This window comes from Leifsonia xyli subsp. cynodontis, assembly GCF_050632205.1.
In the GTDB taxonomy this organism is placed as follows: Bacteria; Actinomycetota; Actinomycetes; order Actinomycetales; family Microbacteriaceae; genus Leifsonia; species Leifsonia xyli_D.
On the sequence record NZ_CP192578.1, the window covers coordinates 965,575 to 988,710 of the forward strand.

Here is a 23,136-nt window from a genome sequence, read left to right on the forward strand (position 1 = left end):
AAGACTGTGGTCGGAGAGAACCCTGACCGCAGCGCACTTCTCGAGAAGCTCGGGGTCGACATCGACCCCGAGCTTCTCGAGCTTGCGCTGACGCATCGCTCGTACGCGTACGAGCACGGCGGCATCCCGAACAACGAGCGCCTCGAGTTCCTCGGCGACTCCATCCTCGGGCAGGCCGTCACGGTGAAGCTGTTCCGCGAGAACCCGGACCTCGACGAGGGGGAGCTCGCCAAGCGGCGCGCCAGCCTGGTCAGTTCCGTCGCGCTGGCGGAGGTCGCGCGCGGCATCGGGCTGGGGGAGTACCTGCGGCTGGGCCGCGGCGAGAACCAGAGCGGCGGGCGCGAGAAGGCGTCCATCCTGGCCGACACGGTCGAGGCCCTCATCGGAGCGGCCTATCTCGACGCCGGAGGCGACGCCGCGACGGCGCTCGTGCTGCGGCTGGTCGAACCGCTCCTCGACGACCCGGAGCGCTTCGGCGCCGCCATGGATCCGAAGACGAGCCTGCAGGAGGCTGCGGCCCACCGCGGCGCCGGCGTCCCCGTCTACACGGTGACGAACACGGGGCCGGACCACTCCAAGACGTTCCACGCCACCGTCGAGGTCGCCGGCGTGGTCACCGCGACGGGCGAGGGCACGAGCAAGAAGCAGGCCGAGATGGCCGCGGCGCTCAGCGCCTGGACGGAACTCACGAGACGACGTGCCCGAGCTTCCCGAGGTTGAGGTCGTTCGTGCCGGGCTCGCCCCGGCGGTGACCGGTGCGACCATTCTCGGCGTGGAGGTGTTCGAGCCGCGGTCGCTGAAGCGCCACGACCCCGTCGCGGGGGCCTTCGAGGCGCTGCTGACCGGCCGCGTGATGCAGGGGCCGGTGCGGCGCGGCAAGTTCCTGTGGATCCCGCTCGAGGGATCGCCGCGGCGCGCGATCGTGGCGCACCTGGGCATGAGCGGGCAGATCCTGCTCCGGGAGCCGGGCACGGCCGAGGCGGGTCTGCTGCGCATCCGGCTGCACATCGAGAGCCCCGACCACGGCGAACTCTGGGTGCACTTCGTCGATCAGCGCATCTTCGGCTCCATGGCGGTGGATGCGCTGGTGCCGACGGCGGACGGCGCGCACGGCGGCCTCGGCACGGACGAGCCGCTCATCCCCATCCAGGTGACGCACATCGCCCGGGACCCGCTCGACCCCGCCTTCGACGACGCGCGCTTCGCGGCGACCCTGGCCCGCAAGAACACCGGGATCAAGCGTGCGCTGCTCGACCAGACGCTGGTGAGCGGCATCGGCAACATCTACGCCGACGAGGCGCTGTGGGCCGCGCGCATCCACTACGCCCAGCCCGCCAATACCCTGAGCCGGGCCAAGGTGCGCACGCTGCTCGCCGAGATCCGCCACGTGCTCGAGAAGGCGCTGGCGGAGGGCGGCACGAGCTTCGACGCGCAGTACGTCAACGTCAACGGCAATTCCGGCTACTTCTCGCACAGCCTGAACGCGTACGGCCGTCAGGGCGAGCCGTGTCCGCGTTGCGGCACCCCGATCGTGCGCGAGCAGTTCATGAACCGCGGCTCGCACTTCTGCCCGCACTGCCAGCGGCTCCGCCTCCCGCGCGCCGCCGCCTGACGCAGAGCCCTCTCCGCCGCTCCGCCCATTCGGCCGGGGCGCAACACCTCCGTTTCCCACGTCCTCAGTCGAGCGTCTTCTGCCAGTGGCCGGTCAGCGCGTGCGGGCGGAAGCCGAAGGCCCGGTTGATCGCGAGCATGGGGTCGTTCTCGTCCGCGTTCCAGGTGAGGATGCGGGTGATGTGCGGCGCCCTGGCCCGCAGCTCCTGGATGTTGCGCAGCTTCACGGCCGTCCCGAGCCGGTGACCGCGGTGCGCCCGGGCGACGAGCGTGTCGTACTGCTCGGCCTTCATCCCGTCCGCCGGCACCGCCAGCTCGGTGTACGCCGCGATCTCCCCGGTCGCCTCGTGCACCGCCGCTGTCACCAGCAGCGGCTCGCCGCGGGCCACCAGCGTGCGCTCCTGCGACCGCACCCGCTCGCCGTCCCAGTCCTCCGGGTCGACGGCGATGCCGCTCTGCGGGATGTCCGTCGACATCCGCGCCTTCATCGCGGCGAACCGCTCCAGCAGGTCGTCCGGCGCGGCGCCCCACCACGACACCAGGTGGAAGCCGTTCAGCGTCATCGTCAGCCCGGCCTCGCGCTCCGGCGGCAGGGGCAGGTGCAGTTCGCTGGACCGCTCGATCTGCCCGAGCGTGTAGCCGTGGTGCAGAGCGAAGCGCACATCGTGCGACTCGCGCGGCAGTCCCGCTGTGCCGGCGGGCGCGCGCACCAGCCGGTCGGCGCCCTCCAGCGTGCGGATCGGATGCTCGGTGTACGCCGAGATGACGCGCCGGCCCCCTCCGCGGCGAGCTCCTCGCCCTTCTCGAGCAGCGCTGTGCCGATCCCGCGGCCGCGCAGCGCGGGAACCACGTCCACCAGCAGCGAGACGGTCTCCGAGTCCTCGTCGAGCGGGAAGATGGCCTCCACCCGGCCGACGATCGCATCCTCCTCGACGGCGACGAACAGGATGCGCTCGGCGTACTCCTGGTCGCGGTGGGCGGCGAGCGCCTGCTCCGCCGTCTCGACGAAGTCGTCGTCGCCCCAGAGGTCGACGACGATGCCGTTCAGCACGCCAATCAGCTCTTCGTAGGCGGCGGATTCCCGGGTGCCGAGGGCGTCGGGGATGGGCAGCCGCATCACACGCACCGGGGCGCACCTCCTCGAGCCGGTCCACGGGAGGCTTCAGCCTAGCGACGCACGAGACGGCTGTGAAGCCGCGCGCACGGTTTGGTTTCGATCGTGTAAATCCGGTGTCCGATGGCGTGGCATTTCCTTGCGCGCACGGTAGTCTCAGCACACCTATTCGTGGTGCGACGAGGCAAGAACGCCGCGTTCGCGACGAATTGAACGTCGAGAGGCAAGAGATGCTACGGAAGAAAGTCACCATCGGTGCGGCTGTTGCAGCGTCAGTCGCACTGTTCCTCGCGGGATGCGCCAACCAGCCGTCCACGGGAGGATCCACCAACGGGAACTCGTCCAAGGTCGACATCCCGGCGATCACGTCGGTTGATGTCCCCAAGAACGCCGTGCTCCCGAAGGGCGACGGGAAGGCCACGTGTCCTGCGGGCCTGACCATCGGCTATGTCGGCGCCGAGACCGGCCCGAACGCTCAGCTCGGTATCAACATCTACAACGGCATCCAGCTGGCGATCGACCAGCACAACGAGGCCAACAAGGGCTGCCAGGTCGGCTTCAAGAAGTTCGACACCGAGGGCGACCCGAACAAGGCGACCGGTCCGGTGACCCAGGCCGTCAACGAGGCCGACATCGTCGGCGTCGTCGGCCTCCCGTTCTCCGGCGAGTCGAAGGCCACCGGCAACATCTTCGAGCAGCAGGGTCTGGTCCACATCACCCCGTCGGCCACCAACCCCGGCCTGACCACCAACGGGTGGAAGACCTTCTTCCGCGGCCTCGGTAACGACGCCGTCCAGGGCCCGGCCGCCGCGAAGTTCCTCACGGGCAAGCTGGAGGCCAAGAAGGTCTACCTGGTCCAGGACGACTCCGACTACGGCATCGGCCTCGGCACCCAGACCTCGAAGGCGCTCGGCGACGCGCTCGTCGGCACCGACAAGGTGACCACCGGCCAGAAGGACTTCTCCGCGGTGATCTCCAAGATCATCAACGCGAAGCCGGACGCCGTGTACTACGCGGGCTACTACGCCGAGGGCGCTCCGTTCGACCAGCAGCTGGTCAACAAGGGCTACAAGGGCACCTTCGTCGCGCCGGACGGCGTGAAGGACGACCAGTTCATCAAGCTGGCCGGCGACGCCTCCAGCAACGCGTACTTCACCTGCCCCTGCATCCCCGGTGAGCTGATCACCGACTTCGAGGGCGCGTACAAGAAGCTCGCGAACGCCGAGCCCGGCACCTACTCCATCGAGGGCTACGACGCCGCGACCGTCCTGCTCGCGGGCATCGACAAGGGCAAGACGACCCGCGCCGACCTGCTCTCGTGGGTGAAGGACTACGACGCCGACGGTCTGAGCAAGCACTACAAGTGGGACAGCACCGGTGAGCTCCAGGCCCCGGCCGTCTACGGCTACAAGGTCGAGAACGGCAAGATCGTGCCGATCGGCACCATCGGCTGATAGCGACACCGGAGGGTGCCGCGGGTCCCAGCGGCCCGCGGCACCCTCTCTATTTCGACTACGCTCGCTACCGACCGGATCGACGGAGATCCGGCACTGAACCCTGGATGCTCGAATGCTCGAAACCCTCGTCCTCCATCCCGCCCTCGACAGTTCCTGGATCAACTTCGACGTCAACGCGCTGGTCCAGAACTTCTGGAGCGCAACCTTCGACGGCCTCACCTTCGGTGCGGTCTACGGTCTGATCGCGGTCGGCTACACGCTGGTCTACGGCGTGCTCAACCTGATCAACTTCGCCCACTCCGAGGTCTTCATCGTCGGCGCCTACGGCGTCGTGGTGACCCTCACCTCGCTCGGCTTCGGCCCGAGCGCCCCCAACCTCAGTCCCGGCGCCATCATCGGCGACCTCTTATTGGCGCTCATCGTCGGCATGGTCGCGGCGGGCGCCACCGCGTGGATCCTGGAACGCGTCGCGTACCGTCCGCTGCGGAAGAGGAACGCACCGCGCCTGGTGTTCCTGATCACCGCCATCGGCGCGTCGTTCACGATCCAGTACCTGATCTTCCTGATCCGGGGCGCGAACGCGGAGCCGGCGGTGACCATGTTCATCCCGCAGCCGATCTTCGACGTCTTCGGCACGATCGTGAACAGCCAGCAGCTGATCATCGTGATCGCCTCGGTCATCCTGATGCTCGGCACCGACTGGTTCATCCGCCGCACCCGCACCGGCCGCGGCATCCGCGCCGTCGCCCAGGACCCGGACACGGCCACGCTGATGGGCGTGAACAAGGAGCGGATCATCCAGATCACGTTCATCACGGGAGGCATCCTGGCCGGCGCGGCCGCGCTGTTCTACGTGATGCTCGTCCCCTCCGGCGTCATCTACAACGGAGGCTTCATCCTCGGCGTGAAGGCGTTCGCGGCGGCCGTCCTCGGCGGCATCGGCAACGTGCGCGGGGCGCTCCTCGGCGGCCTGCTGCTCGGCGTGATCGGCAACTACGGCCAGATCCTGCTCGGTGACTCGCAGTGGACCGACGTCGTCGCGTTCGTGGTCCTGGTCCTCGTGCTGCTGGTCAAGCCCAGCGGCATCCTGGGCACCTCGCTCGGAAGGAGCCGCGCATGAGCATGACGGAAGGTCCCCGGGTCCTCCCCGACGGCCGCGAAGAGCAGGCCGTCGACGCGCTGGAGGCGAACCGCGGCAAGCGCGGCCACGGCCCGTTCCAGCAGTTCCGCGACCGCTGGAACAACCTGCCCCGCCCCGTGCAGTGGGCGTGGCTGCTCATCGTCGTCGCCCTCGCGTACGCGCTGCCGTACCTGAACTTCTTCCCGCTGAGCACCGCCCCCGGCAACGACTGGGCGCTCGCCTGCTTCTCGATGGCCGTCTACGCGCTCATCGCGGTCGGCCTGAACGTCGTGGTCGGGTACGCCGGCCTGCTCGACCTCGGCTACGTCGCGTTCTTCGCCGTGGGGTCGTACACCGCGGCGATGCTGACCAGCCCCGATTCGCCGTTCGTCAAGATCCCGTACCTGTGGACGATCCCGGTCGCCATCGCGGTGACGATGACCTTCGGCATCATCCTCGGCGTCCCGACGCTCCGCCTCCGCGGCGACTACCTGGCGATCGTGACCCTCGGCTTCGGTGAGATCGTGCGCATCCTGGCGACGATCATCCCGGCGATGAAGGGCCAGGTCGGCTTCCAGAACGTCGGCCACCCGCCGGGGACGAACGCCGACGGCGTGCCGATCTTCTCGAACTCGAACGGCGTGCCCTGGTACTGGCTGACGATCACCGTGATCATCGTCATCCTGCTGCTCGTCGGCAACCTGGAGCGCAGCCGCGTCGGCCGGGCGTGGGTCGCCATCCGCGAGGACGAGGACGCCGCCGAGATCATGGGCGTCCCCACCTTCAAGTACAAGGTGTGGGCCTTCGCGATCGGCGCAGGCGTCGGCGGCCTCTCCGGTGCGCTGTTCGCCGGTCAGGTCGGGTTCGTCAACAACCAGAAGTTCGACGTGCAGACCTCGATCCTGTTCCTCGCCGCCGTCGTGCTCGGCGGCGCGGGCAACAAGGTCGGCGCGATGCTCGGCGGCGCGATCGTGGCGTACATCCCGCTGCGGTTCACCGTGATCGCCGACTACAAGTACCTGATCTTCGGCATCGCCCTCGTCCTCATCATGATCTTCCGCTCGCAGGGCCTGTTCCCGGCGCGGCAGAAGCTGCTGGCCTACGGCCGGCACGCCTACCGGCTGGTGGCGGATGCGGCCACGGGGCGCCCGCGCACCACGACGGGCGCCACGCCCGCGGTGAGCGGCGGTGCGCTCGACGAAGGATCACTCGACGGAGACGGCGCGAAGGGAGGCGCACGATGACGGACGCACGCGACACCGCTCCGGAGGAGGAACCGGTCCTCGGCGCGAATGAGGACGAACTGGAAGCGGCCGGAATCGACCTGTCGGTCGCCGAGGCGGCGGCCCCGGACCGCGAGATCGCGGTCGAGGTCGGCGAGAACATCGTGGAGGTGCGCAACCTGACCGTGAAGTTCGGCGGTCTGACGGCGCTCGACGACGTGACGTTCGACATCCGCCGTGGCGAGATCCTCGGCCTGATCGGCCCGAACGGCGCAGGCAAGACGACCTGCTTCAACGCGATGACGGGCGTCTACAAGCCGACCAGCGGCGACGTGCTGCTGGAGGGCCAGACGATCAAAGGCCGCAAGCAGCACCAGATCACGCGGATGGGCCTCTCCCGCACGTTCCAGAACATCCGCCTGTTCGGCGAGATGACCGCTCTGGAGAACGTCGTGGTGGGCCTGGATGCGCGGCACCGCACGTCGGTGCCCGGCGCGCTCCTGCGCCTGCCGCGGCACACGCGGGAGGAGAAGTCGTCGATCGAGCGCGGTATGGCTCTGCTCGAGTTCGTCGGCATCGCCGACCACGCGGGATCGCTGTCGCGATCGCTGCCGTACGGCTACCAGCGCCGCCTGGAGATCGCGCGCGCACTGGCGACGGACCCGAAGGTGCTCTGCCTGGACGAGCCGGCCGCCGGCTTCAACCCGGCGGAGAAGGAGGAGCTCATGGAGCTCATCCGCACCATCCGGGCCGACGGGTACACCGTGCTGCTGATCGAACACGACATGAAGCTGGTCATGGGTGTGACCGACCGGATCGTGGTGCTGGAGTTCGGGCGCAAGATCGCCGACGCCACCCCGGAAGAGATCCGGAACGACCCGCGCGTGATCGCCGCCTACCTGGGGAGCGAAGAAGATGACGTTGCTTGAGCTGAAGAACATCAGCGTTTCCTACGGCCGGATCGAGGCGATCCACGACATGTCGTTCTCCGTCGAGGAGGGCGAGATCGTGAGCCTCATCGGGGCGAACGGCGCCGGCAAGTCGACGACCATGAAGACGATCTCGGGCATCCTCAACCCGTCGGCGGGGTCCATCCTGTTCGACGGCGAGGACATCACCAAGATGAAGGCGCACATCCGCGTCATCCGCGGGATCTCGCAGGCGCCGGAGGGCCGGGGCATTTTCCCGGGGATGACGGTCATGGAGAACCTCGACATGGGCGCCTTCGGCCGGAAGGACCGCTCCAAGATGGGCGAGGACTTCGACCGCGTGTTCGCGCTGTTCCCGCGTCTCGCCGAGCGCAAGACCCAGGTCGGCGGCACGATGTCGGGCGGCGAGCAGCAGATGCTCGCGATCGGCCGCGCGCTGATGTCGAACCCGCGCCTGCTGCTCCTCGACGAGCCGTCGATGGGACTGGCGCCGCAGTTCATCCGCCAGATCTTCTCGATCGTGACGGAGATCAACAAGCAGGGCACCACCGTGCTGCTGGTGGAGCAGAACGCGAACCAGGCGCTGGCCCGCGCGCATCGCGCGTTCGTGCTGGAGACCGGCGTCATCACCCGCGCCGGCAGCGGCCGCGACCTCCTGGCAGACCCCGCCATCAAGGAGGCGTACCTCGGCGTCGCCTGACGCACCTCCATCGAGTACACGAAGAGTGCACGCTTCCCGCCCGGAGAGCGTGCACTCTTCGCGTACTCGGGGGTGCGTCCGACGGCGCTCCGGCGCGGATCCGGCGTGAACCGTACGGTAAATTCGCCTGCGTGTACTTGAAGAGTCTGACGCTGAAGGGCTTCAAGTCGTTCGCGCAGCCGACGACCTTCGCCTTCGAGCCGGGCGTCACCTGCGTCGTCGGGCCCAACGGGTCGGGCAAGTCGAACGTCGTCGACGCCCTCGCCTGGGTGATGGGCGAGCAGGGCGCCAAGACGCTTCGCGGCGGCAAGATGGAGGACGTCATCTTCGCCGGCACCGCCACCCGCGGTCCGCTCGGCCGCGCCGAGGTGCAGCTGACGATCGACAACTCCGACGGCGCGCTGCCGATCGAGTACTCCGAGGTGACGATCTCGCGCACGCTCTTCCGCAACGGCGGCAGCGAGTACGCGATCAACGGGCAGTCGTGCCGGTTGCTGGATGTGCAGGAGCTGCTGAGCGACTCGGGCCTCGGCCGCGAGATGCACGTCATCGTCGGTCAGGGCCAGCTCGACGCCGTGCTGCACGCCAGCCCCGAGGACCGGCGCGGTTTCATCGAGGAGGCCGCCGGCATCCTGAAGCACCGTCGCCGCAAGGAGAAGACCCTCCGCAAGCTGGAGGCGATGCAGACCAACCTGACGCGCCTGAGCGACCTGGCCGGCGAGGTCCGGCGTCAGCTGAAGCCCCTCGGCCACCAGGCGGAGATCGCGCGCGAGGCGCAGACGATCGCGGCGGTCGTCCGGGATGCGCGCGCCCGGCTGCTGGCCGACGAGGTGGTCACGCTGCGCCGCACGCTCGACGACCACGGCCGTACGGAGGCGGAGCGGCACAGCGAGCAGATCGTGCTGCAGGAGCAGCTGGAGCAGAAGCAGCTGCGGCGCACCCGGCTGGAGCAGGCGCAGGTTGGGGACGCCGTGGATGCGGCCCGCAGCACCGCGTTCGCCCTCGAGTCGGTGCAGGAGCGGCTGCGCGGGCTGTTCACCCTGGCGAACCAGCGCGTCGCGCTGCTCGGCAGCCAGGGGAGGCCACGGACGCCCGCCCCAGCGTCACCCCGCAGAACGTCACGGACGCCCAGGACGAGGTGGAGCGGCTGCGCGGCGTGGTGACGGACGCCGAGGCGACGTGGACGGCCGCGCAGGCGGCGACCCGCACCGCCCGGGCACGGCTCGATGCCGTGGACGAGGAGATCGCCGCGCAGAGCGCGCTGGTCTCGCGTCACGACCTCGAGATCTCGAAGCTGAACGGCCAGGCCGAGGCCGCCGCGCAGCGCCTCGCGGCGGTCCGCGGCGAGGTGCTGCGGCAGCAGACCGCGCTGGACGCGGCGACCGAGCGGCGGGAGCGCGCCCGCGCCGACTTCGCCGCCCGCGAGGCCGAGGCCGCCACGGCGGACGTCGGCGAGGGCGACCTCGACGAGGCGTACGAGTTGGCGCAGGCGGTCGTCTTCGAGGCGGAGGGCGAGATCGAGAGGCTCCGCGAGGAGCTGCACACCCTCGAACGCGAGCGGGATGCCCTCGCCGCCCGCACGAGCGCGCTGTCGATGGCGCTCGACCAGAAGGACGGCTCGGCCGCCCTGGTCGCGGCCCGGCTCGACGGCGTGCTCGGCCTGGTGGCGGAGCACGTGCGCGTGCACCCCGGCAACGAGGCCGCGGTGGCCGCCGCCCTCGGCACGCTGGCCGACGCCGTGCTCGCGGCCGACAGGGCGTCCGCCCGCGCCGCCGTCGAGCACGCGGCGGCCGATGACCTGGGCCGGGTCGAAGTGGTGATCGCGGACGCGACCGCGGCGTCCGTCGATCTCGCGGGAGTCGCGGGCGTCGTGCCCGCGGTCGGCGTGGTCGAAGCGCCGGAGGGTGTGCGCGGCATCCTCGCCTTCACCGCCATCGCCGACGACCTGGACGCCGCCCAGCGTGCGTTCGAGGCGTTCCGCGGCCGCGCGCTCGGCGGCCCGGTGACCATCATCACGAAGGCGGGCGACGTGCTCACCGAGCACGTGCTCCGGGGCGGATCGGGGGCCAAGCAGAGCCGCATCGAGCTCATCGCCGACCGGGATGCCGCGCAGGAGCGCCTGACCGAGGTCACCTCGCTCATCGACCGGGCGAAGTTCGCGCTGGCCGAGCAGCGCGGTGTGCTGCAGGTCGCCAAGGAGCAGTCGCAGGCCGCGCTGGCCACCCTGCGTGAGTTCGACGCCAAGCTCGCCGCGCAGACCGAGCAGCTGAACCGGCTCAAGGTGCAGCTCGAGGCGTCGCAGGCCGAATCCGACCGGCTGAGCCGCGCGCTCGAGCAGGCGACCGAGCGGGTCGGCGAGGCCGAGCAGGCGGCCGAGAAGGCGAAGTCCGAGCTGGATGCGGCACGCTCCCGTCCCCGCCCCATCCTGGACGTCAGCGCGCGCGACGCGATGTCGACCGAGCTGGATGCGGCCCGCGAGGCCGAGGTCGAGGCCCGCCTCGCGGTGGAGACGGCCAAGGAGCGCGTCCGCGCCGAGCAGGCCAGGGGCGAGGCGCTCGCGCGGCGGCTGGAGGCCGAGCGGGCGGCGGCCGAGGAGGCAGCCCGGCGCGCGGTCATCCGGCGGCGGCAGCTCGACGCGGCCGAGAGCGTGATCGCCGCCCTGCCCGCCGTGCTCGCGTCGGCCGACCGCTCGGTCGCCCAGGCTCGCCTGGAGCTGGCGTCCGCCGAGGCCGAGCGCGCCAGCCAGAACGAGGAGCTCGCGACACTGCGGCGCGACGAGAACGCGGTGCGCCAGCGTCTGCAGGCGATCACCGAGTCCGTCCACGGCCTGGAGCTGCAGATCTACGAGAAGAAGCTGCACCTCTCCAGCCTGCTGGAGCGCGCGGGGAGCGAGCTCGGGCTGGTCGAGGACGTGCTCGTCGCCGAGTACGGTCCCGAGGTCCCCGTCCCGGTCGATGTCGCGCGCGTCGACGATACCGACGACGAGACGCAAGCCGGCGTCGATGCCGATGCCGAGTCCGAGGTCGAGACGATCCCGTTCGTCCGCGAGCAGCAGCAGAAACGTCTCGCCGCCGCCGAGCGGAAGCTCGCCCAGCTCGGGCGCGTCAACCCCCTCGCGCTCGAGGAGTTCGCCGCGCTGGAGCAGCGGCACAAGTTCCTCACCGAGCAGCTGACCGACCTGACGAACACACGCAAAGACCTGCTGACCATCATCGAGGACATCGACGAGCGGATGCAGACCATCTTCGAGTCCGCCTTCGCGGACACCGAGGCGGCGTTCACGCGCGTGTTCCCGATCCTGTTCCCGGGCGGCCAGGGCAGCATCCGCCTGACGAACCCGGACGACCTGCTGACCACGGGCATCGAGGTCTCGGTGAAGCCAGCCGGCAAGAAGATCGAGCGGCTCTCACTGCTGTCCGGCGGGGAGCGGTCGCTGGCGGCCGTGGCGCTGCTGATCGCGATCTTCAAGGCGCGGCCCAGCCCGTTCTACATCATGGACGAGGTGGAGGCGGCGCTCGACGACGCCAACCTCGGACGGCTGCTGACGATCTTCGAGGACCTCCGCGAGAGCAGCCAGCTGATCGTGATCACGCACCAGAAGCGGACCATGGAGATCGCGGACGCGCTCTACGGCGTCTCGATGCGGCAAGACGGCGTCTCGGCCGTCGTCGGCCAGCGCGTCGCCCAGGAGCAGGAGCAGGCGAGCTAGCCCACTCACCACTCGATCGCGTCGTAGGCGTCGTCGAGGTCGCCGAGGCGTTCCTGCGCCCGCGCCTCGCACGAGGCGGCCAGCTCGTCGAGCACGCCGCCGGGGTCGTTGTCGCGGAGGTGGCGCGCCAGGAGCACGAGGTCGCGGTGGTCGCCCAGCGTATCCTGCAGGGTCTCCGCGGCGGTCGCGAGCCGCAGCGCGCGATTGCCCAGGTCGTCCTCGACCGCCTCCGCCGCGTAGCGCAGCCGACGGGCGGCCTTTCGCGCCTCGTGGCGCTGCTCGAGCGCCTCGCCCTCCGAGCGGACGACCTTGCGCACCGCCTTCTTCAGCCGCTTGCGCGCCACCTTCGCCGGGTGCGCGGCCCCTGCCTCGCTGAGCGGGGAGCGGCGGCGAACTGCTGGAGGTCGGCGAGCAGCTCCCGATTGCCGCGCGAGCGCAAGGTGCGGAGGAGCGCGTCGAGCGCGCGGTCGTGCCGCTCGGCCGCCTGCGCCGCCAGCGCCCCGACCGCCTCCGCGACCTGATCCTTCTCGTGCCCTTCGGCAGCCTCGAGTGCCAGCCCGCCGAGGTCGCGCGCCCGCACCTCCAGATCCCGCACGTCGCCGAGCCGGTGCCCCAGCCGCCGCAACCGGGCGCGCATCGCCGCCGCAGCATCCCGGTCGAACGCGGGCCGGTACACCGCCAGGATGCTGCGCAGCCGCCGGACGCGCGTGCGCGCCTGGTGCACGGCATCCTCGCCACCCGTCTCGATGGCCACCAGCTGCACCGCGAGCTCCGCCGAGACCCTCACGAGCGCGTACATGAGCACACCGTACTCCGCGCCGGTACGCTGATCATCATGGCTGACCGCACCCCCTGGTCTCTGTCGGGCGCCCTGCGCGGGCTGTTCGCGAAGAAGACCATCGACGAGAACACCTGGGACGACCTCGAGACGGCGCTCATCACCGCCGACTTCGGCCCGGACGTCACCGAGGCGGTGGTCGACGACCTGCGCGCGAAGGTGGACCGGTACCACACGACCGATCCGGCCGACCTGCAGCGGATGCTGCGCGAGACGATGGAGGAGCGCCTCTCGAAGCTCGACACCACGCTGAAGCTGAGCGACCGTCCCGCGATCGTGCTGGTCGTCGGCGTGAACGGCGTGGGCAAGACGACCACCATCGGCAAGTTCGCGAAGTTCCTGCGCACCTACGACCGCTCGGTCGTGGTGGGCGCGGCCGACACGTTCCGCGCCGCCGCCGTGGAGCAGCTGGCGACCTGGGCGGAGCGCGCGGGCGCGGACATCGTCCGACCGCAGCAGCAAGGGCAGGATCCCGCCTCCGTCGCGTTCCAGACCGTCGAGAAGGCGAAGCGCGACGGAACGGAGATCGTCATCATCGACACCGCCGGACGCCTGCAGACCAAGGGCGGACTGATGGACGAGCTCTCGAAGATCAAGCGCGTGGTCGAGAAACAGGCGCCGATCGCCGAGGTGCTGCTAGTGCTCGACGCCACCACCGGCCAGAACGGCCTCGCGCAGGCCGAGGCCTTCCTCGAGCACGCCGGCGTCACCGGCCTGGTGCTGACGAAGCTGGACGGCTCGGCGAAGGGCGGCTTCGTGCTCGCGGTTCAGGAGCGGACCGGCATCCCGATCAAGCTCGTCGGCCAGGGCGAGGGGATCAACGACCTGACCGGATTCACCCCGCACGTCTTCGCTCAGCAGCTGGTGGGATAGGGTCACGCCATGGCGATCGAGCACGACTTCTTCGGCCTCATCGACGAGACGGCGAGCGGCGGCCTCGCCTGGGACGACACGGTGGAGCTGGGCGACCAGACCGTCGATGTCGAGCTGCTGGCGGACGACGAGAGCGGGGTCCCGGAGTTCGCCCTCGACTCGGCCGCGGCGCTCATCCAGGCGCTGGAGGGCTTCGACGCCCGGGCGCGGGATGCGCTGATCGCCGAGCTGAGCTCGCGCCAGTCCGCGACGACCAGCTACATCGACGAGCACGTGGACAAGCTGGGGGAGAGCCTGGTCGACCTCCTCGTCTACAACTCGGGCGACATCGCCATCGATGTGCTGCGATCGCTGCAGCTGCTGAGCGTCGTCATCCAGGCGGACCACGCCGACGAGGACGAGGTGTTCGCCACCTTCGACTACTCCATCGCGCCCGACGAGACCGACGCGGTCCTGACGGTCTCGTTCGACGTGCGCGGCGACGTGGTCAACGTGGAGACGTCGGGCGACTGACCGGCGTTCACGGCGGCTTACCGACGTCGCCCGATAGAATCTCTTCATCATGGCTACTTTCGGCTCGCTGTCCGACCGTCTTGCGGACACCTTCAAGAACCTTCGCACCAAGGGCAAGCTCTCGCCGTCCGACGTCGACGGCACCGTGCGCGAGATCCGTCGCGCCCTGCTCGACGCCGACGTGGCGCTCCCGGTGGTCAAGGAGTTCACGGGCAAGGTGCGCGAGCGCGCGCTGAGCGACGAGGTGAACAAGGCGCTGAACCCTGCGCAGCAGGTCGTCCAGATCGTCAACGAGGAGCTCGTGGGCATCCTGGGCGGTCAGCAGCGACGGCTGCAGTTCGCGAAGCGGCCTCCGACGGTCATCATGCTCGCCGGCCTGCAGGGCGCCGGTAAGACCACCCTCGCCGGCAAGCTCGGAAAGTGGCTCGTGAAGGACGGCCACACGCCGATCCTCGTCGCCGCCGACCTCCAGCGCCCGAACGCCGTCCAGCAGCTCCAGATCGTGGGCGAGCAGGCGGGCGTCCCGGTCTACGCGCCCGAGCCCGGCAACGGCGTCGGCAACCCGGTCAAGGTGGCGAAAGATGCGCTGAAGTTCGCGGAGACCAAGCAATACGACACGGTCGTCATCGACACCGCCGGCCGGCTCGGCGTCGACGCCGAGCTCATGAAGCAGGCGGCCGACATCCGCAAGGCGACCGACCCGGACGAGGTGCTGTTCGTCATCGACGCGATGATCGGTCAGGACGCGGTGGCCACCGCGAAGGCGTTCCAGGACGGTGTCGACTTCACCGGCGTCGTGCTGTCGAAGCTCGACGGCGACGCCCGCGGTGGTGCGGCGCTCTCCGTCGCATCGGTGACCGGGCGCCCGATCATCTTCGCCTCCACCGGCGAGAACCTGGACGACTTCGAGCCGTTCCACCCGGACCGCATGGCGTCGCGCATCCTCGACCTCGGCGACATCCTCACCCTCATCGAGCAGGCCCAGGAGGCCTTCGACGAGGAGGAGGCGCGCAAGGTCGCCGAGAAGTTCGCGACCGACAGCTTCACGCTGGACGACTTCCTCAAGCAGATGCAGCAGCTGCGCAACATGGGCTCCATCAAGAAGATGATGGGGATGCTGCCCGGCGCCGGCCAGATGAAGCAGCAGCTCGACAACTTCGACGAGCGCGAGATCGTGCGCACCGAGGCGATCATCCAGTCGATGACCACGGCCGAGCGCACCAACCCCAAGCTGCTGAACGGCTCGCGCCGTCTGCGCATCGCCAAGGGATCGGGCACGACCGTCACCGAGGTGAACCAGCTCGTCACCCGTTTCGAGCAGGCGGCGAAGATGATGAAGACCGTCGCCAAGGGCGGCGTGCCGAACGTCCCCGGCATGGGTCCCATCCCGGGCGCCTCGTATGCCGGGCGCAAGCAGCAGAAGAACAAGAAGAAGAGCGGCTCGCGGTCGGGCAACCCGGCGAAGCGCGCGGCGGAGAACGCCGCGCTGGCGTCCGGCGTCAAGCCGGCCGCGGCCGGTGGGGCGGGCGGCAGCGGCTTCGGGCTGGGCGGCGGAGCGCCGCAGGGTGCCCCGGCCGGTGGTCCCTCCGAGGAGGAGATGGCCGCGCTGCAGAAGTTCCTGGGCCGGTAGGCCCGGGGCCCGGGAGGGGCTACAGCGCGAGGTTGAGCGGGCGGAGCTTCGACTCGATCGTGCGGGCCACGACCTTCTGCCCGGCCGCGTTCGGGTGGATGCCGTCCGCCTGCAGCAGCTCGGGGTGGCCGACGAGCGGGAAGCCGATGTCGAGCCACGTGCCGTTCACGTCGCGCACCGCGTCGCCGACGATCTCGTCCACGCGCGTCATCGTCGCGGGCGGCTGGTCGGAGCCCCAGATGCCGGTGACTCCTATGATGGTCGCGTCGGGGAACCTCTCGCGCAGTTCCCGCAGCATCCGGTCGGCGTTCGCGGTGACGGCCGCCGGGTCCTGCTCGCGGTCGTTGCGGGTCGCGGCCAGCAGGATCACCTGCGGGTGCAGGCGCAGCGCGGCGTCGACCTGCTGCCGGTAGGTGCTGCCGTTCCACCCGGGCTTCACGAAGCCCGATCCGGAGACGGCGAGGTCGGTCAGCCGCCAGCCGTGGTCGGCGGAGATGAGGGCCGGCCACGCCTGCGCCGCGGTGACGCCCTTGCCGAAGGCGATGGAGTCGCCGATCGCGACGGCATCCACTGGGGCGGTGCTGCCGTGGGCGGTTCCGGCCGCCGGCGCCGCGATCGCCGTCGACTGCGCCTGGGCCGCGACCGGACGGGCCGGCGTGGTCGCCGAGCACCCGGCCAGCGCGAGGAGTGCGACGGTCAGGGCCGCGGGCGCGAGGAGCGCGAGTCGGGAGCCGTCGGGGCGCGGACGTCGTCGGGTGAGGGTGCGCACGCGTGTGATGCTAAACGCTCCAGGCTGCGAAATCGCTGTGACTGCGCTTCCCCGAGCAGCTGAGTGGTGGTACGCCACCCGGGCTGGACGAATCAGCGTTGGGACGACTGGGACGCGATCCCGTTCGCGATCTTCTGCGCGAGCAGCTGCTGACCCTCGACCGTCGGGTGCACGTGATCCGCCTGGACGAGATCGGATCGCCCCTCGAACGGCTGCCCGAGCTCGACCCAGGTTCCGTCGACGGCGAGCACGGCCGCCTTCACGGTGCTGTCGATGACGGCGATCTGCGCCGGGGCCTTCTCGGAGCCCCAGAGCGGGCCGACGCCGATGATGCGCGCGTCGGGGAGCGCGGTCCGCAGCCGCTGCAGCGCGGACGTCACGGCGGTCTTCAGCGCGGGCGTTCCGGCGAACACGTCGTTCCGCGTGCCCGCGATCAGCACCACCTCCGGGTGCAGCCGGATCGCGGCGCTGACCTGGTCGTCGAAGGTATGGGTGTTGAGACCCTTCACCGTGAACCCGGCGGCGCTCTCCGCGAAGTCGCTCAGCGTCCAGCCGAACCGGTCGGCGACGAGAAGCGGCCAGGCGTCGTCGGCCGGGACGCCGTTCCCAATCGCGATCGAGTCGCCGATCGCCACCGCGGTCACGGTCGCCGAGTGCCGGGTGCTGGTCGGGCTGGGCGCGGGCGACGGCTGGGCCGTCGGGGAGGCCGATGCCAGCGTCGAGCAGCCCGTGAGGGCCGTCAGGAGTGCACCGGCCGCGAGGGCGACAGTGGCGAAGTGGGCGCGGGGGAGGCGTCGGGTCGTCACGTGTCCAACGTTATCCGGTTCGCGGGGGTGCCGTTTCACGCGTCGAGCTTCGCCTCGACCAGCGTCGCGATCGCCTGCTGGCCCGGGAGCGTGGGATGCTCGCCGTCGTCCTGCACCAGGCCGGCCACGTCGCGGTAGGGCTGGCCGAGGTCGAGCCAGCTGCCGTCGGCGTCGGAGACGGCCTGCTTCAGCGCCGCGTTGAGCGGCCCCAGGTCGGTGTCGCCCGCCTGGCCCGTGAGGGCGTTGAATCCGATGATCCGGGCGTCGGGCAGCGCGGTGCGGAGTCGGGTGACCGCGGCCCGCATCGCCTGTGCGACCTGCGTCACGTCGGTTCCCAGGTCGTTGTCCGACGCGCCGATCAGCACCAGCTCCGCGTGTGACGCGATCGCGGCGCTCACCTGGCCGGAGAAGTCGTCGCCGTCCGAGCCCTGCGCGACGAACCCGGCGCCGGGCACGCTGAGATTCGCGAGCCGCCATCCGCGATCGGCGGCCACCAGGGCGGGCCAGCTCTCCGACGGCTCGAGCCCCAGCCCCGACTCGATCGAATCGCCGATGATGGCGACGCGCTCCGCCGAGGCGGGGCCGGTCGACGAGCCCGCCGCGTCCGCGGCCCCGGAGGTCGCGCATCCCGACAGCGCGGTCAGCCCCAGCAGAGCGGCGGTCAGCACCGTCGCCGCTGCGGCCAGAGGACGTCGGGCGAGCATGAGGACACGGTACTCGCAGTCCCTATGGATTAGCTCCTCGCCGGGCCCTTACTCCTGGCTCAGCGCCGCAATCCGCTGCGCAGCTCGTGGGTCAGCGAGCTGACGACCGCCTGCAGGCTGCCGCCGTTCTGCTCCGCGACGGCGAGCTGCCGCTGGTAGCTGGCGCCCGTGTCCAGGATGGTGAGCACCGTCGCGAGCTCGTCGGCGCATCCCAGCCGCTCGGCCTCCGGCTGCAGGTCGTCGACCAGCTCCCTGAGCGCGTCGGACACGAGCCGCTCGCTGCCGTCCGGCGCCACGATGATCTCCGCGTCCAACCCGTAGCGGGCGGCACGCCATTTGTTCTCGCGCACGAACCACGGCTGCAGGGTGACCGGCTCCACCCCGTCGTCCAGCCGTCCGGCCATCCGGTCGGTGAGGCAGTGGATGAGCGCCGCGACGGCCCCCACCTCGTCCGGCGTCGAGAGGCCGTCGCAGGCGCGCATCTCGACGGTGCCCCACTTGGGCGAGGGGCGGATGTCCCAGCGCACCTCCGAGTGGTCCTCCACCACGCCGGTGGTCACGAGGTCCTGCACGTACTCCTCGTAGTTCGCCCACGTGCCGAACTGCCAGGGCAGGCCGGCCGTCGGCAGCTGCTGGAACATCAGTGCCCGGTTGGAGGCGTAGCCCGTCTTCGCGCCCGCCCAGAACGGACTGGAGGCGCTGAGGGCCTGCAGGTGCGGGTAGTAGGTCAGCAGCCCGTTCACGATCGGCAGCGCCTTGTCGACCGAGTCGATCCCGACGTGCACGTGCACGCCCCAGATCATCATCTGCCGCCCCCACCACTGCGTGCGGTCGAGCAGGCGGTCGTAGCGCTCGTTCGGCGTCACCTTCTGGTCGAACCACTGGGCGAAGGGATGCGTCCCCGCGCACATGAGCTCGACGCCCAGCGGGTCGGTGACCTCGCGGACGAGGCCGATGAGCTCCTGCAGGTCGGAGATCGCGGCGGGGACCGTCGCATGCACCCGGCTGACCAGCTCGACCGTGTTCAGGAGCAGCTCGTGGGTGATCTGCGGGTGCTCCCTCCCGTCGGCCGTTCCCAGCTCCCGGAGCACCTCGTCGGCGATCTGCACGAGGTCGCCTGTCGCGCCGTCCACCAGCGCCAGTTCCCACTCGACGCCGACGGTGGAGCGCTCGGACTCCGAGAATTCGATCTGCATACGTCTCGTCCGTCCATCCGATTGTTCAAAGCGGCGCAATGTCTGACAGAATAGCTAGTTGAGTTCACCGTGCCCGACCCTCTATCCGGCGCGGAGGACGAACACTAGACCTCCTGCCGAGTGTGCCCCCACGCCCACGGCAGTCAGTTCGACACAACTCATCCACTCATACAGGAGAATCGTGGCTGTCAAAATCCGTCTGAAGCGCCTGGGCAAGATCCGCGCTCCGTACTACCGCATCGTCGTCGCCGACTCGCGCACCAAGCGCGACGGTCGCGTGATCGAGGAGATCGGTCTGTACCACCCGACCGAGGAGCCCTCGCGCATCGAGGTCGACTCCGACCGCGCGCAGTACTGGCTCAGCGTCGGCGCCCAGCCGACCGAGCAGGTCACCGCACTGCTGAAGCTCACCGGCGACTGGGGCAAGTTCAAGGGCGACAAGAACGCCGTCAGCACCGTCAAGGTCGCCGAGGGCAAGGCGGAGTTCGTCGCCGACGAGAAGAAGAAGCCGGTCCTGAAGCCGAAGGCCGACAAGACGTCCGCGGCGGCCGAGGCCGTCGTCGAGGCCGAGGTCGAGCGCGAGGAGGCCGCCGAGGCCAACGTCGTCGCCGAGGCCCAGGCCATCGCGGACGACGCGTCCGACGAGAAGGCCTGACCGTCTTGCTCGCACCCGCGCTCACGCACCTGGTCAAGGGGATCGTCGATCACCCTGACGACGTCCACGTCGTGGCCAAGAGCTCCCCGCGTGGCGAGGTCCTCGAGATTCGCGTGAATCCCGAGGACCTCGGCCGGGTGATCGGCCGCTCCGGCCGCACGGCCAAGGCCCTCCGCACGCTGGTGGCGGCGCTTGCCGACGGCAAGCGCGTCCGTGTCGACGTCGTCGACGACTGAGGTGGCGGACCACAAACTGCCCCGCAAGGAGGTCGCTCCCCGGCCCGGTCAGACCGAGCTGCGCGTGGGGCGCCTCACGAAGGCGCACGGCCTCAAGGGCGCACTGAAAGTGGAGCTGTACACGGACGAGCCCGAGAAGCGGTTCGTTCCGGGCGCGGTCTTCACGCTGCAGGTGCCGACGGCATCCAAGTGGCACGGCAAGACGCTCGAACTGCGCGAGCTGCGCTGGTACAACGGCCACCCGGTCGGATTCTTCGCCGGCGTGGACGACCGCAACGAGGCCGAGACGCTCGTCAAGGCGATCCTGTGGGTGAGCCAGGACGAGAAGGAGCTGCCCGACGAGGACGACGCCTGGTACGACCACCAGCTGGTCGGGCTCGACGCCGTCCGCGACGGCGTGATTGTCGGACGCATCGCGCGGGTCGACCACCTGCCGGCGCAGGATCTGCTCGCCGTGGCCACCGCGAACGGGGAGGTGCTCGTGCCGTTCGTGAAGGCGATCGTGCCCGAGGTCGACATCGCCGCGGGAACGGTCACCCTGACGCCGCCGGCCGGCCTCTTCGAGGAGCTGCCGGACGACGATCCCGAGCCGGCCGCCGCCGAGCCGGAGGCCGCCGAGCCGGGCCAGCCGGAGGGCGAGAGCTAGAACTCAGAGGGCGACCAGAAAGGGTCGCCCTCTTCCTTTTCCCCGCCGATTGCGGCCACAATGCGGCATGACCGCCTACGTGATCGACGCTCCCGCCGCCATCCGTCTCGCCGAGGCCCGCTGGAGCGGCGCCGAGGGCTTGCTCGCACCGACCCTGATCCGCTCGCAGACGCTGTCGCTGCTGCACGCCGACGTGGTGGAGGGCCGGCGCGACCGCGCTGCTGCGACCGAGATCCTCACGAGAGCGGATGCGCTACCGGTGCGCCTGCTCGGCGACCGGGTGCTGCGCCGCACCGCGTGGCGGGTCGCCGACGAGCTCGGCTGGGCCCGGACCGAGGCGGCCGAGTTCATCGCCCTGACCCGGCTGCATGCCGACGCGCTGCTGAGCGGCGCGCCGCAGGTCTACTCGGGCGCGGACGCCCTCGTGCGCATCATCCCGGTGACCGACGTGCTCGAGTAAGGTTCCGAGGCGTCAGGACACGATGGCCAGGCCGCGCCCGCGGAGGGCGCGAGCGTCCGCATCCAGTGCCGCCAGGAGCCGCTGGTGCGTGCCGACGATGTGCCGGTGGATGAGCTCGGCCGCCGCATCCGCCCGCCGCTCACCGAGAAGCCGCACGATCTCGCGGTGCTCCGCCCACGCCTCCTCGTCGCGCGCGACCAGCCAGCGCGAGCGGGCGAGCCGGGTCATCGCCGAGTCGACGGCGTCGGCGAAGAAGTGGTTGCCCGAGAGCGCGGCGAGGCGCACATGGAACTCCGTGCCGGCGTTCACGGCCTCCTCGGCGGGGCGATCACCGTCGAACTGCTCGAGGTGCGCGGCCAGCGCGGCGATCTCGTCGTCATCGGCGCGCGCGCAGCTCAGGCGCACCGCCGCCGTCTCTACCGCATCCCGCAGCTCGCTGAGCCGCGCGATCTCGCCGAGGTCGATGGGGGAGACCTGCCAGCCGCGGCCGTCGCGCGCGACGAGCCCTTCCGCCTCGAGGCGCATCAGGGCCGCACGGAGCGGGGTCCGTGACGCGCCGAGCTCCGCTTCCAGCCCGCGCTCAGTGAGGCGGGAACCGGGCACCCGGTCGAGGTCGAGGATCTGGCCGCGCAGGCGGCCGTAGACGCCGTGCGGTTCGCCGGGGTGTGCGTCCTGGGCCATGGATCCTCCTTGGTATACCGGCCTGGTATACCGCTAGGGTATACCCATGACCGATCCCCGCGCACGCCGTCCCCGTCCCTGGCTGATGCTGGCGTTCGGCGTGCTTGCGCAGGCTAGTTCGACCGTGTTCGTGTCGACGCCGGCGTTCCTCATCCCGCTGCTGCACACCGAGCGCGGGCTGAGTCTCGCGCAGGCCGGTCTGCTCGCGTCGGCGCCGACCCTCGGCCTGGTGATCACCCTGATCGCGTGGGGCGCGCTGTCGGACCGCATCGGCGAGCGCTGGGTCATCGCCTCCGGCCTGGCCGTCACCGCACTCGCGGCCGTCGCCGCTATGTTCGTGGACTCCTACGTGGCGCTCGGCGCGCTGTTCCTGGTGGGAGGGATGGCGTCGGCGAGCCCGAACGCCGCCTCCGGCCGGGTCGTGATCGGCTGGTTCCCGAAGGAGCGCCGTGGACTCGCCATGGGCATCCGTCAGATGTGCCAGCCGCTCGGCGTCGCCGTCGCCGCGATCAGCGTCCCGCTGCTGGCGGCCGCGGGCGGCATCGCGGCGGCACTGGTGGTCCCCGCGGTGCTGTGCGGGGTGTCCGCGGTGCTGTGCGCCGTCGGTATCGTCGACCCGCCGCGTCCTCCGCGCCGTGCAGCGGACGGCGGGGAGGCGCATCCCCAGGCCGTGTGGCGGCCGTATCGCGAGACATCGCTGCTGTGGCGCATCCACTCGGTCTCGATGCTGCTCGTGGTGCCGCAGTTCACCGTCTCGACGTTCGGTCTCGTCTGGCTGGTCTCGCAACTGCACTTCTCGTCCCTCGCCGCCGGCATCGTCATCGGCGTCAGCCAGTTCGCGGGGGCGATCGGCCGGATCGGGATCGGCGTGCTCAGCGACCGCGTCGGCAGCCACCTCCGCCCGCTGCGCTGGGTCTCGCTGTGCGCGGTCGGCGTCATGCTGCTGATGGCGGCGGCGTCGGCCTTCGGCTCGGTGGCCGCGGCCGTCGTCCTCATCGTCGCCGCGATCGTGACGGTGGCCGACAACGGACTCGCGTACACGTCGGTGGCCGAGATCGCGGGGCCGTTCTGGTCGGGACGCGCGCTCGGCGCCCAGAACACCGGCCAGTTCCTGGCCGCGTCGGTCGTCGGACCTGCCGTCGGGGCGCTCATCGGCTGGCTGGGCTACCCGGTCGCCTTCGCGCTGGTGGCGGTCTGCCCGGCCGTCGCGACGCCGCTCGTGCCGCGCGACCGCGAGCTGGCTGTCGTCCCCGCCTAGGGCGCGCC

General features: G+C 70.5%; 22 protein-coding genes and 2 pseudogenes. 16 read left to right on the forward strand and 8 right to left on the reverse strand.

Annotated elements, in window-relative coordinates; translation table 11 throughout:
• Window positions 1–6: 6 nt before the first annotated feature.
• Window positions 7–720: a ribonuclease III gene (gene rnc, locus ACQ86M_RS04795; protein ID WP_431247244.1), complete on the forward strand. Its 714-nt coding sequence runs from the start codon at window positions 7–9 to the stop codon at window positions 718–720.
• Window positions 698–1,612 (forward strand): bifunctional DNA-formamidopyrimidine glycosylase/DNA-(apurinic or apyrimidinic site) lyase, encoded by a 915-nt coding sequence (gene mutM, locus ACQ86M_RS04800; RefSeq protein WP_431247245.1) that lies wholly within the window; start codon window positions 698–700, stop codon window positions 1,610–1,612. Before rnc ends, mutM begins: the two co-directional genes overlap by 23 nt.
• A 64-nt stretch (window positions 1,613–1,676) precedes the next feature.
• Here mutM and ACQ86M_RS04805 read toward each other — a convergent pair whose 3' ends face one another.
• Window positions 1,677–2,273 carry a GNAT family N-acetyltransferase gene (locus tag ACQ86M_RS04805; protein WP_431247246.1) on the reverse strand — a complete coding sequence of 199 codons (597 nt, stop codon included), beginning with the start codon at window positions 2,271–2,273 and terminating at the stop codon, window positions 1,677–1,679.
• The gene (locus tag ACQ86M_RS04810) at window positions 2,177–2,728 is read right to left on the reverse strand and encodes a GNAT family N-acetyltransferase (protein WP_431247851.1); all 552 of its coding nucleotides are present in this window, start codon (window positions 2,726–2,728) and stop codon (window positions 2,177–2,179) included. Before ACQ86M_RS04810 ends, ACQ86M_RS04805 begins: the two co-directional genes overlap by 97 nt.
• A gap of 227 nt (window positions 2,729–2,955) precedes the next feature.
• Between ACQ86M_RS04810 and ACQ86M_RS04815 the strand changes: the two genes are divergently transcribed.
• The 6 genes and pseudogenes from ACQ86M_RS04815 to ACQ86M_RS04840 form a co-directional block, all read left to right on the forward strand.
• Entirely contained in the window at window positions 2,956–4,179 is a 1,224-nt protein-coding gene (locus ACQ86M_RS04815) for a branched-chain amino acid ABC transporter substrate-binding protein (protein ID WP_431220970.1), read from the forward strand.
• Window positions 4,180–4,294: 115 nt separating this feature from the next.
• A complete protein-coding gene (locus ACQ86M_RS04820; RefSeq protein WP_431247247.1) occupies window positions 4,295–5,302 on the forward strand; it encodes a branched-chain amino acid ABC transporter permease in 1,008 nt (335 codons plus the stop codon).
• The gene (locus tag ACQ86M_RS04825; protein ID WP_431220972.1) at window positions 5,299–6,546 is read left to right on the forward strand and encodes a branched-chain amino acid ABC transporter permease; all 1,248 of its coding nucleotides are present in this window, start codon (window positions 5,299–5,301) and stop codon (window positions 6,544–6,546) included. Before ACQ86M_RS04820 ends, ACQ86M_RS04825 begins: the two co-directional genes overlap by 4 nt.
• The gene (locus tag ACQ86M_RS04830; protein WP_431247248.1) at window positions 6,543–7,454 is read left to right on the forward strand and encodes an ABC transporter ATP-binding protein; all 912 of its coding nucleotides are present in this window, start codon (window positions 6,543–6,545) and stop codon (window positions 7,452–7,454) included. The genes ACQ86M_RS04825 and ACQ86M_RS04830 overlap by 4 nt, the downstream gene beginning before the upstream one ends.
• Complete coding sequence (locus ACQ86M_RS04835) at window positions 7,441–8,154, forward strand: ABC transporter ATP-binding protein (RefSeq protein WP_431220974.1); 714 nt, start codon at window positions 7,441–7,443, stop codon at window positions 8,152–8,154. Before ACQ86M_RS04830 ends, ACQ86M_RS04835 begins: the two co-directional genes overlap by 14 nt.
• A 131-nt stretch (window positions 8,155–8,285) precedes the next feature.
• A pseudogene (locus ACQ86M_RS04840) lies at window positions 8,286–11,863 on the forward strand (AAA family ATPase); the annotation flags it as partial.
• A gap of 5 nt (window positions 11,864–11,868) precedes the next feature.
• On the opposite strand, the pseudogene ACQ86M_RS04845 reads toward ACQ86M_RS04840, so the two are convergent.
• Window positions 11,869–12,662 (reverse strand): annotated as a pseudogene (locus ACQ86M_RS04845) (CHAD domain-containing protein).
• A 36-nt stretch (window positions 12,663–12,698) separates the two neighbouring features.
• Between ACQ86M_RS04845 and ftsY the strand changes: the two are divergent.
• The 3 genes from ftsY to ffh are packed head-to-tail and all read left to right on the forward strand — an operon-like array spanning window position 12,699 to window position 15,717.
• Window positions 12,699–13,574 carry a signal recognition particle-docking protein FtsY gene (gene ftsY / locus ACQ86M_RS04850; RefSeq protein ID WP_431220976.1) on the forward strand — a complete coding sequence of 292 codons (876 nt, stop codon included), beginning with the start codon at window positions 12,699–12,701 and terminating at the stop codon, window positions 13,572–13,574.
• 9 nt (window positions 13,575–13,583) lie between these two features.
• A complete protein-coding gene (locus ACQ86M_RS04855) occupies window positions 13,584–14,087 on the forward strand; it encodes a DUF2004 domain-containing protein (protein WP_431247249.1) in 504 nt (167 codons plus the stop codon).
• Between the two features lie 49 nt (window positions 14,088–14,136).
• Window positions 14,137–15,717: a signal recognition particle protein gene (ffh, locus tag ACQ86M_RS04860; RefSeq protein ID WP_431247250.1), complete on the forward strand. Its 1,581-nt coding sequence runs from the start codon at window positions 14,137–14,139 to the stop codon at window positions 15,715–15,717.
• Window positions 15,718–15,736: 19 nt separating this feature from the next.
• Here the strand turns inward: ffh and ACQ86M_RS04865 are convergent, their stop codons facing one another.
• From ACQ86M_RS04865 to ACQ86M_RS04880, 4 genes are all read right to left on the reverse strand, one after another.
• A complete protein-coding gene (locus tag ACQ86M_RS04865) occupies window positions 15,737–16,486 on the reverse strand; it encodes an SGNH/GDSL hydrolase family protein (RefSeq protein ID WP_431247251.1) in 750 nt (249 codons plus the stop codon).
• A 92-nt stretch (window positions 16,487–16,578) separates the two neighbouring features.
• Window positions 16,579–17,292 (reverse strand): SGNH/GDSL hydrolase family protein, encoded by a 714-nt coding sequence (locus ACQ86M_RS04870; RefSeq protein WP_431247252.1) that lies wholly within the window; start codon window positions 17,290–17,292, stop codon window positions 16,579–16,581.
• 35 nt (window positions 17,293–17,327) lie between these two features.
• The gene (locus tag ACQ86M_RS04875) at window positions 17,328–17,996 is read right to left on the reverse strand and encodes an SGNH/GDSL hydrolase family protein (RefSeq protein ID WP_431247253.1); all 669 of its coding nucleotides are present in this window, start codon (window positions 17,994–17,996) and stop codon (window positions 17,328–17,330) included.
• Window positions 17,997–18,055: 59 nt separating this feature from the next.
• The gene (locus ACQ86M_RS04880) at window positions 18,056–19,192 is read right to left on the reverse strand and encodes a glutamate--cysteine ligase (RefSeq protein ID WP_431220982.1); all 1,137 of its coding nucleotides are present in this window, start codon (window positions 19,190–19,192) and stop codon (window positions 18,056–18,058) included.
• Between the two features lie 181 nt (window positions 19,193–19,373).
• Between ACQ86M_RS04880 and rpsP the strand changes: the two genes are divergently transcribed.
• The 4 genes from rpsP to ACQ86M_RS04900 all read left to right on the forward strand — a co-directional run bounded on the left by rpsP (window position 19,374) and on the right by ACQ86M_RS04900 (window position 21,189).
• Entirely contained in the window at window positions 19,374–19,847 is a 474-nt protein-coding gene (rpsP, locus tag ACQ86M_RS04885) for a 30S ribosomal protein S16 (protein WP_431220983.1), read from the forward strand.
• A gap of 5 nt (window positions 19,848–19,852) precedes the next feature.
• Entirely contained in the window at window positions 19,853–20,083 is a 231-nt protein-coding gene (locus ACQ86M_RS04890) for an RNA-binding protein (RefSeq protein ID WP_431220984.1), read from the forward strand.
• Between the two features lies 1 nt (window position 20,084).
• A complete protein-coding gene (gene rimM, locus ACQ86M_RS04895) occupies window positions 20,085–20,729 on the forward strand; it encodes a ribosome maturation factor RimM (RefSeq protein ID WP_431220985.1) in 645 nt (214 codons plus the stop codon).
• 67 nt (window positions 20,730–20,796) lie between these two features.
• A complete protein-coding gene (locus tag ACQ86M_RS04900; RefSeq protein WP_431247254.1) occupies window positions 20,797–21,189 on the forward strand; it encodes a hypothetical protein in 393 nt (130 codons plus the stop codon).
• Between the two features lie 12 nt (window positions 21,190–21,201).
• Here ACQ86M_RS04900 and ACQ86M_RS04905 read toward each other — a convergent pair whose 3' ends face one another.
• Entirely contained in the window at window positions 21,202–21,870 is a 669-nt protein-coding gene (locus tag ACQ86M_RS04905; protein ID WP_431247255.1) for a GntR family transcriptional regulator, read from the reverse strand.
• A 46-nt stretch (window positions 21,871–21,916) separates the two neighbouring features.
• On the opposite strand from ACQ86M_RS04905, the gene ACQ86M_RS04910 reads away from it, so the two are divergent.
• Window positions 21,917–23,128, forward strand: coding sequence for an MFS transporter (locus ACQ86M_RS04910; protein ID WP_431247256.1), 1,212 nt, complete (start codon window positions 21,917–21,919; stop codon window positions 23,126–23,128).
• Window positions 23,129–23,136: the final 8 nt, after the last annotated feature.